The sequence below is a fragment of the Pantoea sp. PNA 14-12 genome, assembly GCF_004364735.1.
Classification (GTDB): domain Bacteria; phylum Pseudomonadota; class Gammaproteobacteria; order Enterobacterales; family Enterobacteriaceae; genus Pantoea; species Pantoea stewartii.
This window is the reverse complement of the sequence record NZ_SOAJ01000004.1, coordinates 338,775-352,136: the sequence shown is the minus strand read 5'-3', so window position 1 is coordinate 352,136 and position 13,362 is coordinate 338,775. Positions and strand designations below refer to the sequence as shown.

The following is a 13,362-nucleotide window of genomic DNA, read 5'->3' as shown; positions in this document are numbered from 1 at the left end:
CACGACATTCTCATCATGTTGAGATCGAGACGTCCTCTCCTGTGTCGATGTACCTGCCTTGCCCACCACCTGTAACGTGACGCATCTCACTGTGCGCTCACCGTGGCTGAAATGTGACCTAAATATGACATGCGCAATGCCGATAACCGAAGTAGACCCGAGCCGATCGACTTCCCCTTAACCGGGTCGCTGTCTCTCCACTACGCGGTCATCACCTTTCGAGCTTATTACAGCGATATCTGGAGAGATCTATGTTTTCCCTTATGCGTTTACTTCGCGGCAAAAACGCGCGGAGCGCCTCGGATGATCAGAATAATATCCAGGCCATCCAGGCCTGTAGCGGCTGGATTGAATTCACGCCCGAGGGCATTATTCTCACGGCTAACCCGGCCTTCCTTGCCGTAACGGGTTACCAGCTCAGTGAGATCACCGGTCAGCACCATCGGCTGTTCTGTAAGCCTGATTTTGTGCGCTCCCGTGAATATGCCCTGTTTTGGGAAACCCTGGCCTCAGGCCAGTCATTCAGCGGCATTTTCGAACGCTACCGCAAAGACAACAGCCTGCTCTACTTAAGCGCTAACTATTTCCCCGTGAAAGATAAACACGGCACGGTCAAAAAAATTATCAAAATCGCTAACGACATTACCGATCGGCATGAAGAACTCACGCATAAAGAAGCGATTATTACGGCGCTGAACAACACCATGGCCATGATTGAATTTACGCCACAGGGCGAGGTCATTAATGCCAATAAAAACTTCCTTACGCTGATGGAGTACGATCTGGCCGCTATTCAGGGCAAACATCACCGTCTGTTCTGTTTTGACGCGTTCTATAAAGAAAACCCGGACTTCTGGCACAAAATTCAACAGGGGCGCGCGTTCACCGGGCGCTTCGAACGGGTAACAGCATCAGGAAAACGCGTCTGGCTTGAGGCCAACTACAACCCGGTGAAAGATGCCTCGGGACACGTTTATAAAGTGATTAAACTGGCGTCGGATATTACCGAACGTGTCGTCACGGCGCAGGACGTGGCGGATATCGCCATGACCACGTCTGAAAAAACGTCACACATCACCGTGAATGCCAATGATGTTCTCAGTCAGACGGTGCGTAACGCCGAATTGATGGCCTCGCAGGTCGCTGCGGCAGCGGGAATCAGCGACAAACTGAATTACTCAGCCAAAGACATCAAAGAGATTGTCTCAACCATCCATAACATTGCCGGACAAACCAATATCCTGGCGCTCAATGCTGCGATTGAAGCCGCACGGGCAGGCGAAGCAGGACGCGGTTTTGCCGTGGTGGCAGAAGAAGTCAGACGTCTTGCTGCTTCTACCTCACAGGCGACGCAGAAAATCAGCAAGGTGGTCGAAGAAAATGCCAGCCTGATTGGCGATATGCACCAGCAACTCGACGGCATTAACAGCTTTCTCACCACAGAAAACGACAAAATCACGCATCTGTCCGACAACATTCAGGAAATTTTCAGCGGCGTAAACGAATTCGTAACGGTGATTCATCGACTGAAGGTCTGAGGGCACAGGCAGCATTGATGCGATTCACGGCACTGCATACGGTTTTATTGTCAGGGTTACGCCCCACACACGGGCGCGTCATTGTTTGACGCGTCAGCCTTTTCTGCTGCCACCAGCCTGTCAACGCCGCCGTGTGGTGATGCAGCGCCTGGGTATCACAGCGGCGACATGCCTGCCTGACAGAAAATCCGGCTCATCGCCATCGCAGGCGCGTTCTCGGGTGTGCATGAAAACGCCTGGCGACGCCATTGCCATCGGCTTCGCTCTCGCTGATTCGCGCTTTCCTGTCATAAAAACGTCCCTACACTGCAACAAGCCCTAAACACTTTATGTTGACTGTATAACCCCTCCTGATGTCTTCTTTTACCTCGTTTGACAAACTCTGGTTAACAATCTTATCCGGGCTGTAGCGGTTGCCGCTGACATCTGCCCGGAAAAGCCCCCGCTCATCCTGCTTTTTTATCTGCCGTCCTGTCTGGCAGCGGGAAGCAATCCGCCACATGGCTGCTGTTTTTCTGCTTTCGCCATCTTTTCACTGTTACAGGCAGTCTGTCAGAAGACGTAGCTCGTTATCTGTGTGCACTGACAGTCACTGTGATAAGCATCAATTTTTTTAATACATTTCTAAATATGAACCGGCCTGTGCCGATAAGTTAAATGACCCGGGCCGGACGCTTTACTTTCCATCAGACAGCAAACTCTCCGCCACGAGGCCCGACGCTTTACGTCCCTTTAACTGAATCAGATGGAGAGAAGTATGTTAGCCCTGACACGTTTTATGCCTGGTAAAGCTTCACTGGGGTTAGCGGACGACCAGACCAATACACAGGCGATCAAAGCCAACATCGGCTGGATTGAATTTACGCCCGACGGTCGCATCATTACGGCAAACACGCCTTTCCTCGAACTGACAGGCTACACGCTAAATGAGATCGCCGGTCAGCATCATCGCCTGTTCTGCGATGATGAATTTGTGCACTCCAGCGACTATACCCACTTTTGGCAAACACTCGGCTCAGGTCACTCGTTCAGCGGTATCTTTGAGCGGTTTCGCAAAAATCACAGCCGGCTGTATTTGAGCGCCACCTATTTCCCTGTGAAAGATCGCCACGGTGCGGTGAAAAAAATCATAAAAATTGCCAACGACATTACGCATAAACATGAAGCGTTAAAGCATAAAGAAGCCATCATTACCGCGTTGAATAACTCCATGGCCATGATTGAGTTTACACCGCAGGGTGAGGTCATTGACGCCAATAACAATTTTCTGAAATTAATGGGCTATCAGCTTGAGGCCATTCAAGGTAAACATCATCGCATATTTTGCTTTGATGAATTTTATAAGGAGCAGCCTGATTTTTGGCAAAAGATTCAGCAGGGGCGTGCTTTCACAGGGCGTTTTGAACGTGTGACAGCGTCTGGAAAACGCGTCTGGCTGGAGGCCAGCTATAACCCTGTCAAAGATGCCTCCGGGCATGTTTATAAGGTTATTAAACTGGCGTCTGATATCACCGACCGCGTAGAGAATGCCAAACGGATCGCTGACATTGCCGTTACAACGTCGGAAGAGACGTCGCAAATCACCTTTAATGCCAATGATGTCCTGGGTGAGACCATCCGCAATGCGGAATCCATGTCGTTACAGGTGGGTGCGGCAGCAGACATTGGCGACAGACTCAATCATTCTTCCATGGACATAAAAGAAATTGTTTCGACGATCAACACCATCGCCGGACAAACCAATATTCTGGCGTTAAACGCGGCGATTGAGGCCGCGCGGGCAGGCGAAGCGGGACGTGGGTTTGCCGTGGTGGCCGAGGAGGTCCGGCGACTGGCGGCTTCGACGTCGCAGGCAACGCTTAAAATCACGAAAGTTGTGGAAGAAAATACCGCGCTCATTGAAAACATGTCCCGGCAGCTTGATGAAATCAGACGCTTTCTTACGACTGAAAACGATAAGATCAGCAATCTCTCGCGCAGTTTCCAGGAGATCAATCGCGGGGTAAATGAATTCGTGACGGTCATCCACCGGCTCAATGTATAAGCATGAAAACGTCATGCCAGCGGCGCATACGCTGGCTTTTTCTTTCTCAGACGAGCAGAAAAAAGCGCGCAGATGAACAAGCCACGACGACGCTGCATCGGGCGTTATGAAGCGTGCTGCAAGCGCCATTGCGGCCCGCTTAGTCATAACAGATATTCCTCTTTCGCTCGTTGTACATCTTCAGTCATTTTTTAGTCACAGATCTTCACTAAGCTCCCCGGTTGAGAAGCGCCCTGAGCGGATCACCGTGCAGGATGACGTCGGGTTCTTTGTTTCTGCGCATGCGCGTTATTGTCCCCTTATCACAGCACCCCTGCCTGTTAAGCCCGGTCAGGCATGAGAACAGCTTCTCAGGAATACATCACGCGCAGATACGGGTGGCGTTGCGCGGGGAAACGGTCCCGTTACCGACCTTGTCGGAACCGGCTAAATGCAGAGGTTATTCGATGACAACACGGAGAAGGCTGTTGAAAGGTACGATTGCCACCCTGGGCGGTCTGGCCGCTTCCCTCGCCATCGGTGCGGAACACCGCCCCAACGATGTGGGTCGTAAGTTTGACGCAGATGGCCGGGTTCTTCCCTTTAAAGGAAACACGATTATCTGCCATCTGCCGCAGCAAGGTGACGGCTCAGAATCCTTTGATGCCCTGCTTGATGTCTATCGTGAATTGCCCGGCGAAAGCTGGTCAAGGAAGGTTACCGCACTGCCGCCCTCCAGTTATCACATGACTGTTTTCGGCGGAGCCAACGACAAGGCAAGACGCTATCCCTTATGGCCTGCCGGGCTGCCGCTGGACATGCCCATGGACGAGTGCGACCGGATTCTGGCTGAACGCCTGCGGACATATAAACTGGGTGAGGATGCCTCGCCTTACCACATGCGCGTCAATCCGGAGGCGCCGTCTGCGCGTGAAACCCCGTTAACGCTGCGCCTGCTAACGGCGGATGCGGAGACAGAGACGCGGTTGCGCCGTTTACGCGATCGGCTGTCCGAGGTCACCGGCATTCGCGAACCAGACCACGATCGCTACCAGTTTCATATCACGCTGGGATATCAGTTTGCGCCGTTGACCGACGACGAAGACGCCGCCTGGCGACGTTCACTGGCGAACTGGAAAACGATGATCGCGCAGCGCGCGCCAGTTATTACGCTCGGTAATCCCGAGTACTGCCTGCTGAATGATATGTTTGCCTTCAAGCGACAGTTTTATCTGACCTGATCCGCCTCACTGTGCAGCGCGACGCCCCTGCTTCGCGCCTTTGTTTTGATTCCTGACTTTGCGCGCCAGCCACGGTTTACAGGTGGTGGCTGAAACGTTTACAGCTTTCGCGTTTATGCCGATAAAAAGATGACATAACAGCATTAATAAGCATTTTAAATGTGAGCAACATCCCACTAACACGCTTAATCCTGCCTGATTTTCCAGCAGGTGAGAGAAATCACGTTTCCGCGTAGCCCAAATCAGTAAATTCCTCTCACTAATGAAAAAACGATTCAGCCAGAGAGGTAAACGATGAAGACGAAACTCGCACTGACGGTGCTGGCCGTAATGATTTCGGGTTCGGTATCTGCAAAAACTTGGGTGCTGACGAGTGCTGAACAAGGCACCGACAAAGGAAACTGGCAGATAAACAGCAGTGAGCTGAACATTCAGGGCAAACCGTTCAGCATTGAGCAGAAAGTGTTGCATGGCGGCAAGCAGGAAGGCAGTAAGCTTCTGGTCATCCGCAGTCAGGATGGCCTGACTATTACGCTTATTCCGACACGCGGTATGAACCTGCTCCGCGTAGAGGGATTCGGCACCCGCCTGGGCTGGGATTCGCCCGTTAAAGAGGTGGTAAACCCGGCGTTCATCAATCTTGAAAGCCGCAATGGCCTGGGCTGGCTGGAAGGATTCAACGAAATGATGGTGCGTTGTGGCTACGAATGGACCGGCCATCCGGTGAACGACAAAGGCCGTATCTACACGCTGCATGGCAAAGCCGGAAACACGCCGGTCTCGCAGCTTGAAGTCGAGGTGGCGGATGCGGCCCCGCATGAAATCCGTATTCGCGGTTTGATCAAAGAGAGCACGTTTAAGAAAGCCGATTTGCAGACGTGGACGGAATTGCGTTATGTGCCGGGCAGCAACCAGTTCAGCCTGCACGACGTGCTGACCAACCATTCCGATTACCCGCACGATTACGAGATCATCTATCACAGCAACTTCAGTACGCCCATTCTGGAAGAAGGTGCCCGCTTTATGGCCCCGATGTCGGGCATCAGCCCGTTCAATGACTATGCCAAAGCGGGGCTGAAAAACTGGCAGACCTATCAAGGCCCAACCAAAGACTTCGATGAAATGGTGTTTAACATCAAACCGCTGTCCGACAAGGATCATCAGACGGTCGCCGCCGTGGTTAATAAAGCGGGCAACAAAGGCGCGTCCATTCAGTTTGATACTCAGCAGTTACCGCTGCTGACCTTGTGGAAAAATACCGACACGCTTAAACAAGGCTATGTCACCGGGATTGAGCCCGGCACCAACTATGCCTATCCGGTCACGATTGAACGGGAGCAGAAGCGCGTGAAACAGCTGGCACCGGGCGCGAGTGCAACCTTTGATCTGACCTACACGCTGTTGCACAACAGCGATCAGGTAAATGCGGTAGAGAAGCGGATTCAGGCGATTCAGGGCGACACCAAAATCGAGGAAAATTCGACGCCGATCGCGAATGAATAAGCGCGGTTTACTGCCACAAAAGCGGTAAGGTTTCGCTGTTCATCACAGAGCCGGGGGCAACCCCGGCCAGTTGATATTAACGCGAACAGCGTGGACAGGTTTTTTATTGCGCAGCTGAACGCAATATGGCGTTACGCTGAAAACTGGCCGGGATTATCCAACTCGTCCAGCTTCTTCTCCACCAGCCACTGAAACGTTTTACCATCCGGTTGTGAGTAGAGCGTCTTTCTCACCGTTGACAGTGCAACCCACTTTTGGGCGATGGTCATTTTTCTGACCTCCGCCAGCGGCAGCCCCTGACTCTCGCTAATCACGCGGTTGACGGCCTGCTCCGCGCTGATATCAGTCCAGTTGTAGTTACGTTTCAGCGCCTCGCCGAACCACAGCAGACGAAAACTCTGGTGACGTTCGATAAGCCCTTTCATCGCACTGACGCGCTGCCAGAACGTTTTACTGAGGGTATCAATGACATCCTCAGGAAAGAAAGAATCCATGGTGGTTCTCCTTTGCAGATGAATGTTCAGGTCAGTATGTGCACTGTTTTCTGTTTTATCGGCAAACTTCCGACTGAGTGACAGTGACGTATGGCAGGAATGATAAGCGCGTCACAGGCTAAAAACGCGCGTTTTTACAGCCTTTTACGTCCTTTACACTACTCCACAACGCAGCCGTACTGGCGATCAGATAAAGCGGAAAAGCGATAAGGCGAAGTCCGAAAAACGCAGTCTGCCTTCACAGCGGGTGCGTAACCTGATGACGTAATCAAACGGCTGAAGAATGAAGCGGCCCAGGCAAGTGAACGCACGGCGCTTTCGTCATCCGTCAGGGGATCGTGGCCGTTGCAGAGCAAAAAGGCGGGCTTGCAGGGCGTTGAGCGGAAACGCTCTTATCGTCTGGGAAGCCCTACCTGAACCTACCGCTTTATAATCCGGCCTCTCAGGGCTGCGTGAGTGCCTCCAGCGCCGTTAACTGCTGCCGCGAAAACGCTAAAAACATCTCCAGCGCGGCGCTGCGGGGCCGACCAGAAGGCACCTGCAGTTGCAGATTGCGCTGGCTCAGTTGATCGATGTCGACAGATCGCATCACCAGTCCATGCGCTTCGGCTTCCTGTAGCACGCTGAAGGCACTACAGATGGTCATGGCCAACGGCGTACGGAGCAGAAACTGGAATAAGGTAGAGAAATTATCGCAGGTCACCACCGGCTCAATCAGGTTGCCACTCATATGGCTCGCCAGCTCGAACAACTGACGCACGGTGGTATTCTGCTGGGGCAGTGCCAGCGGATAGGGACTGATATCACGCAATGTCACCTGCGGCGCGCTGGCGAGTGGGTGGCTCTGATGCATCACTAACAACACCGGCGCAGGCCAGGAGCCGATAATTTCCACGCCCGTTTCGGCATGAAGACTGAACTGCAGCGCCAGGTCGCACTCGCCGCTGCGTATTCGTTCGGACACGCCCTGTGGGCTGGCGACATTAATGTCAAAGAGGATGCCGGGATTCGTCTCGCGAAAGTCGGCAATCATGCGCGGCAGCAACGTAAAGGCCAGCCCGTCGGTACAGGCCAGCCGAATCAGCGTGCGCCGCACGGCTTTCAGCCCTTTGATCTCGGCCAGCGCATAGTCCATATCCAGCATGTTCTTGCGCACATGGTGGGCAAAAATCTCCCCGGCTTCATTCAGCACCATCCCGCGAGCGTGACGTTCAAACAGCGGAACGCCCACCTGGGTCTCCAGCCGCTGAATCTGACGGCTGATAGCCGACACCGCAATAAACAACTGTTCGCTCGCCGCACTTAACGAGCCCGTATTCGCCACGGCGAGAAAATAGCGGATTTCATTACTGATCATGCGCGCCTCATGCTGGTGCATGCCTCGAAAACGGGCAGGTTAGCTTTGCTTTAAAAGCAAATCTTACTCGATAAATTGATAATTGTGGCAAAGCAGCGTTTCGGAAATGATGGGACAACATAATACGCATAAAAGATACGCAAACATGACAGCGCAAAACGCCATACAACAGGCCACCGCCTGGTTCGACAGTGGGGAATTTCAACGCATTCTGGCGCGTCGCGTGGCGCAGCGCACCGAGAGCCAGCGCCAGGATCGCGACGGCGAGTTGCATCACTATTTACACGATGAGATTGGGCCGCAGCTGCGCGCGCTGGGCTTTACTCTGCACTTTATTGAGAACACCGAAGCAGCCCATCGTCCCTTTCTGGTGGCGGTACGCATTGAAGATCCCGCTCTACCCACCCTGCTGAGCTATGGTCATGGCGATGTGGTGTTTGGCGATGACGAAAACTGGCGCGCAGGGTTAACGCCCTGGGAGCTTGTTGAAGAAGACGACCGCTGGTATGCCCGCGGCAGTGCGGATAACAAAGGTCAGCACTGCGTTAACCTGGCCGCGCTGGAACAGGTGTTTCAGGCGCGCGGCGGCAGGCTGGGTTTCAACTGCAAGCTGCTGTTCGAGATGGGCGAAGAGATCAGCTCGCCAGGTTTGGCACAGCTGTGCCAGCAGCACGGCGATCTGCTCAAAGCCGACCTGTTTGTCGCCTCAGACGGTCCACGCCTGAACGCGGTGCAGCCGACCCTGTTCCTGGGCTCGCGCGGCGCCGTCAATTTTCGCCTTACCATCACGGCTCGCGACAACGCCTATCACTCCGGCAACTGGGGTGGCCTGTTGAGTAACCCCGGCACGCAACTGGCCAATGCCATTGCCTCGCTGGTGAATGCTCAGGGCGTGCTTCAGGTGGCGGCGCTGAAACCCAGTTCACTCACTCAGCAGGTACGCGATATTCTCCGTCAGATTCACGTCGGCGGCATGCCTGGCGATCCCGAGATTGACAGGGACTGGGGCGAACCGGCACTTACCCCCACAGAACGCCTGTATGGCTGGAACACGCTGGAGGTGCTGTCTTTTCTCACCGGCAATCCTGCCCGCCCCATGAACGCCATTCCGGGCGAGGCGACCGCGGTATGTCAGCTGCGGTTTGTGGTCGGCACCGACTGGGAAAATCTGGCGCAGCACGTCAGGAAACACCTTTCACAGCACGGCTTTGACAACGTGAACGTCGAGTTTATGCGCGGATCGCCTGCCACGCGGCTGGATCCCACCGATCCGTTAGTCGACTGGGTGCTGGCCAGCATGGCCGAAACCAGCGGCAAAACGCCGGCACTGCTGCCGAACCTGGGCGGTTCACTGCCTAATGAGGTGTTCTCCGACATTCTCGGCCTGCCCACGTTGTGGGTGCCGCACTCTTATCCCGCCTGCGGTCAGCACGGCGTGAACGAGCATATGCTGAAGTCAATTGCGCGCGAAGGCCTGCAGATCATGACCCGACTGCTGTGGGATTTGGGCGAACAAGGCCGCGAACTGGTCGCGAAGCATCGTCACCATGCCGGAGGTGCCGCATGAGCACACTTAATACCACCGCATCTCTGCACGCGAATAAACCCAGCCTGCACAAAACCCTGTTTGCCACCTGCATCGGTAATGCGCTGGAGTGGTTTGATATTGCGGTTTACGGCTTCTTTGCCAGCTATATCGCCCATGCGTTTTTCCCGACCCGCGATCCGTCCGTGTCGATATTGCTTACGTTCGGCAGTTTCGGTGTGTCTTTCCTGATCCGGCCGCTGGGCGCGATTGTGCTGGGCAACTATGCTGACCGCCATGGTCGCAAAAAGGCGCTACTGCTCTCCATCAATCTGATGATGCTGGGCGGTGCCGTGATTACGTTTATGCCGGGTTACGACAGTATTGGGTTGATGGCCCCTGTACTTATCCTGCTGGCGCGGCTGGTTCAGGGTTTTTCTGCCGGCGGCGAATTTGGCAGCTCGACGGCGTTCCTGGTGGAGCATTTTCCCGAGCGCAAAGCCTTTATCGCCAGCTGGCAGTTTGCCACTCAGGGGGCCAGTACGCTGATGGCATCCGCGTTTGGTCTGGGATTAACGAAAATCCTGACGGAAAGCGAGATTCAGGACTGGGGCTGGCGCATTCCCTTTGCCTTTGGTCTGCTGATTGGCCCACTGGGAATTTATATCCGCCGCCATGTGCATGAACCTGCCAGCTTTGCCACACATCAACCTGATGTTGCCCCACTTAAACGCCTGTTTGGCCGCCAGAAAGAGCTGATGTTGCTGGCGATTGGCCTGATGGTCATCTCCACGGCGGTTAACTACATGCTCAACTATGTACCGACCTATGCCACGCGCAATCTGCACCTGCCCGGCTCTGTGGCCTTTACCGCGACGTTAATGGCGGGTGTGATCCTGACTGTGGTGACGCCGGTTATGGGTCTGTGGGCAGAACGCATCGGCCGGGTTCCGTTGATGTGGGGATCGCTGATTTTACTGATCGTCACCATCTATCCCGCCTTTAAGCTGGTCGTCAGTCACACCACGCCCATCACGCTTGTCGCGCTGGTCTGCTGGATGGCGTTGCTGAAATCGATCTACTTCTCAACCGTGCCGTCGGTCATGGCCGATCTGTTTCCGATGGGCACCCGCGCCAGCGGCATGGCGATCAGCTATAACATCGCAGTGACCGTATTTGGCGGATTTGCACCGCTGATCTGTTCGCTGTTAATCACGGCCACCGGCACCAGCCTGGCACCCGGCTATTACCTGATGGCCATGTCGGTGCTGAGCGGCCTGGCACTGCTGCGCAGCCAGAAGCGCGTGAAGTAGGAGAACAGGTGCACAGGGTTGTGCACCTGACGGATTTTACAAGGTGGCAGAAGTTTGGCTGTTAACGCTTCATTTGCTTCAATAACCCCAGCATCAGTCGGGCTGAGAAAGCTGACTGATTTTTCCTTTCTTTATACCTTGCTAAGAACCCCCCGATTGCTGTCAACAATATTCATCCCCACCCACTTTAGAATGTAACAGTCTTCATAACACCCGGTAATGGCTCAATGTGTGGTCTGCCACCCCGAAAACGGAACGGTAGAAAAGACGCATTAATACTGTAAACAAGATTAACTTACTCACATGAGGCATCATCTTTATGCCGTCTGGCAAGCTGACGATAATGAAAAATAATGACCCAGTCACGATAAAGAAGCTCTGTGAACCATCATATTCTGCTGTGTCCCAGCAGCAAGACTTACGGGGAACGTACTAACAATTAACCCGCACCGTTTTTATTCCAGTGATGGAACGGCAGAACAATAAGGATGCGTTCACCAATACGAGCAAAGGTTATTACAGCGTTATTAAGAACAGCCCATATCGGAAGTATTTTTTTAGCAGCATCAAAACTATCAGACCATGACTTTTCGCCTGGCCAGTGAGCCATCTTTCCTCCGCCTGAATATGCTGTTTGTCAGCGACCCGTTCGCCTTTTTCCTGTTGCGCGAATTGGCAGGGATCTGTGAATCATTTCAGATCGGGTTTAACTGTAAAATCTATCCCGTATTCTGTTTAACTCATACCGGCTCTGTTAACCATTTTGATCTCGCTCAATGTTCTTACGCTTAATGTTGCCTACCCAGGCAGAAACCCGTTTTTTATTACGTGCAATCATGCAAACCTGCCATTATTCGGCCCTCCCTTGCTGAAGATGCAGTAGAAACATTGCGTAATTTACATTAAATACGGACAGACACATCATGCAGATCAAGTAGGTTTTACGTTAAAAATGAGGTGAATATGGATACGTTATATGACTATATTTTTGCGCCCGACATGGGTATTTACCCTGATACATCCGAAGATCTCTCTGAAAAACTCATTGCGCTATTAAATATCAGCACGCAACAGAAAAAAGGCATTTATTTCCCCGCAGGCGTCTACCTTTTCTCGCAGGATATCCAGCTCAAATCGTTTAACTCACTGAAAGGTGATGTTACCGGCACGGTATTTCGCGGTATCAACAACAAACGCGCCGTCATGTTTGGTGACGGTCAATATGGCAATACCGTCGCTAACCTGACAATAGAGAATATTATCTTTGAGAATGCGACGCTGTATTTTTACGGAAGAAAAACCGGCATTAATGTTAACTATAATGTTTTTATTAATACGGTGAGCGATACTAACGTAGCCCAGTTAACCTGCTCAACAAAGGCTTACCTGATTAAGGGCAATGTTTTTATGCGTGGCCGGGGTTATCCCGGCGTGGCGATAAATACCTATGGCAATGCGCCCGGCCTGATAATCGAGCAAAATTTTCTGGGTTCAATAACGGACATTTCTGTTGCGGAAGCGTGGATTGATGCAACCACAAAAGCGATGCTGCTGACGCTTATCGCATTACGCACACGGGGGATAATGACATTTGATGATGAGCAGGGGCACTTTGTTGCCGGGTGGTACTCGACCAGCAATTTGAAAAAAGGGGTTTTCCGTAAAAATTTCTTTTCAGGTAGCACGACTCCCCGCTTGTATAATCCGGCCAGCGGTGAAAATGATATTGTCCGGGATCATGCTGTTTATATTAAAGCCTACGACCAGGTTGAAGTTGTTGAGAACTATTTTTCAGGCTGGCCTGCTGATGCGTCCGGTCAGTTGAAATTCCGTAATGCCCGAGGCCTCGTATTTGCCGGTAACTATCTAAAAAGTATCTCATTTGATGCACGTCCCTACGACGATTTAGCCGTTCAATGGCGCATCATGCAGGATACCTTTATATTCAATAATTATTTGAACGATGGAATGATTAGCTACTGGAGTAACATTTATGATACGCCAGAGAAACACATCACCGTTTCAAAGTATCTGGTGTTCTCTAATCTGTTTATTAATCGCAGCGAAGATTCTCAACTCATTGGCTCGCCTGGCCCTGGCGTCACCCTGTTCCCTGACGCTTTTCTTTGCGCGGAAAACCGCTTTGCCGACAGTGGAAAACGGGTGGTGGTAGCAGGTGTCATCGCAGAAATCCCCCTGCCAGCGATCATCGACCTGTTACCTGACTATGCGTTGCCCTATCTGAATCTTCAGCCGATCATGCCAGCCGTGTAGCCTCTCGCTTCGCCCCGGTACCGGCCGGGGTTTATTATTAGCCTGGGCCAGGCTGGACAGCCTGATTTACGCAATTCGAATGGGGCAACAGGCC

The 13,362-nt window shown here is 52.7% G+C and carries 10 protein-coding genes; 7 read left to right on the top strand and 3 right to left on the bottom strand.

Translation table 11 applies throughout. The annotated features are described in order from the left end of the window. Positions 1–251: 251 nt before the first annotated feature. From C7434_RS15590 to C7434_RS15575, 4 genes are all read left to right on the top strand, one after another. Positions 252–1,538 carry a PAS domain-containing methyl-accepting chemotaxis protein gene (locus tag C7434_RS15590; protein ID WP_133745639.1) on the top strand — a complete coding sequence of 429 codons (1,287 nt, stop codon included), beginning with the start codon at positions 252–254 and terminating at the stop codon, positions 1,536–1,538. 757 nt (positions 1,539–2,295) lie between these two features. Then, positions 2,296–3,582: a PAS domain-containing methyl-accepting chemotaxis protein gene (locus C7434_RS15585; protein WP_006118256.1), complete on the top strand. Its 1,287-nt coding sequence runs from the start codon at positions 2,296–2,298 to the stop codon at positions 3,580–3,582. A 467-nt stretch (positions 3,583–4,049) separates the two neighbouring features. Then, positions 4,050–4,802 (top strand): DUF1868 domain-containing protein, encoded by a 753-nt coding sequence (locus C7434_RS15580; protein WP_226374566.1) that lies wholly within the window; start codon positions 4,050–4,052, stop codon positions 4,800–4,802. Positions 4,803–5,096: 294 nt separating this feature from the next. After that, positions 5,097–6,305, top strand: coding sequence for an aldose 1-epimerase family protein (locus C7434_RS15575; protein WP_133745637.1), 1,209 nt, complete (start codon positions 5,097–5,099; stop codon positions 6,303–6,305). A 131-nt stretch (positions 6,306–6,436) separates the two neighbouring features. Here C7434_RS15575 and C7434_RS15570 read toward each other — a convergent pair whose 3' ends face one another. Both C7434_RS15570 and C7434_RS15565 read right to left on the bottom strand, forming a co-directional pair. After that, the gene (locus C7434_RS15570; protein ID WP_133745636.1) at positions 6,437–6,799 is read right to left on the bottom strand and encodes a hypothetical protein; all 363 of its coding nucleotides are present in this window, start codon (positions 6,797–6,799) and stop codon (positions 6,437–6,439) included. Positions 6,800–7,241: 442 nt separating this feature from the next. Continuing rightward, a complete protein-coding gene (locus C7434_RS15565; RefSeq protein WP_133745635.1) occupies positions 7,242–8,156 on the bottom strand; it encodes a LysR family transcriptional regulator in 915 nt (304 codons plus the stop codon). Positions 8,157–8,301: 145 nt separating this feature from the next. Between C7434_RS15565 and C7434_RS15560 the strand changes: the two genes are divergently transcribed. Together C7434_RS15560 and C7434_RS15555 are read left to right on the top strand one after the other, a co-directional pair. Then, positions 8,302–9,723, top strand: a complete 1,422-nt coding sequence (locus tag C7434_RS15560; protein WP_133745634.1) for a M20 family metallopeptidase — start codon at positions 8,302–8,304, stop codon at positions 9,721–9,723. After that, positions 9,720–10,994 (top strand): MFS transporter, encoded by a 1,275-nt coding sequence (locus tag C7434_RS15555; protein ID WP_006118250.1) that lies wholly within the window; start codon positions 9,720–9,722, stop codon positions 10,992–10,994. The genes C7434_RS15560 and C7434_RS15555 overlap by 4 nt, the downstream gene beginning before the upstream one ends. A 439-nt stretch (positions 10,995–11,433) precedes the next feature. Here the strand turns inward: C7434_RS15555 and C7434_RS21990 are convergent, their stop codons facing one another. Continuing rightward, positions 11,434–11,604 (bottom strand): hypothetical protein, encoded by a 171-nt coding sequence (locus C7434_RS21990; RefSeq protein ID WP_166649060.1) that lies wholly within the window; start codon positions 11,602–11,604, stop codon positions 11,434–11,436. Between the two features lie 353 nt (positions 11,605–11,957). On the opposite strand from C7434_RS21990, the gene C7434_RS15550 reads away from it, so the two are divergent. Further along, on the top strand, positions 11,958–13,268 hold the full coding sequence (locus tag C7434_RS15550; RefSeq protein WP_058702243.1) for a glycosyl hydrolase family 28-related protein: 1,311 nt from the start codon (positions 11,958–11,960) through the stop codon (positions 13,266–13,268). Positions 13,269–13,362: the final 94 nt, after the last annotated feature.

Coding starts and splice junctions, on each gene's coding strand:
- C7434_RS15590 (WP_133745639.1), top strand. CDS start 252: ATGTTTTCCCTTATGCGTTTACTTCGCGGCAAAAACGCGCGGAGCGCC.
- C7434_RS15585 (WP_006118256.1), top strand. CDS start 2,296: ATGTTAGCCCTGACACGTTTTATGCCTGGTAAAGCTTCACTGGGGTTA.
- C7434_RS15575 (WP_133745637.1), top strand. CDS start 5,097: ATGAAGACGAAACTCGCACTGACGGTGCTGGCCGTAATGATTTCGGGT.
- C7434_RS15570 (WP_133745636.1), bottom strand. CDS start 6,799: ATGGATTCTTTCTTTCCTGAGGATGTCATTGATACCCTCAGTAAAACG.
- C7434_RS15565 (WP_133745635.1), bottom strand. CDS start 8,156: ATGATCAGTAATGAAATCCGCTATTTTCTCGCCGTGGCGAATACGGGC.
- C7434_RS15560 (WP_133745634.1), top strand. CDS start 8,302: ATGACAGCGCAAAACGCCATACAACAGGCCACCGCCTGGTTCGACAGT.
- C7434_RS15555 (WP_006118250.1), top strand. CDS start 9,720: ATGAGCACACTTAATACCACCGCATCTCTGCACGCGAATAAACCCAGC.
- C7434_RS21990 (WP_166649060.1), bottom strand. CDS start 11,604: ATGGCTCACTGGCCAGGCGAAAAGTCATGGTCTGATAGTTTTGATGCT.
- C7434_RS15550 (WP_058702243.1), top strand. CDS start 11,958: ATGGATACGTTATATGACTATATTTTTGCGCCCGACATGGGTATTTAC.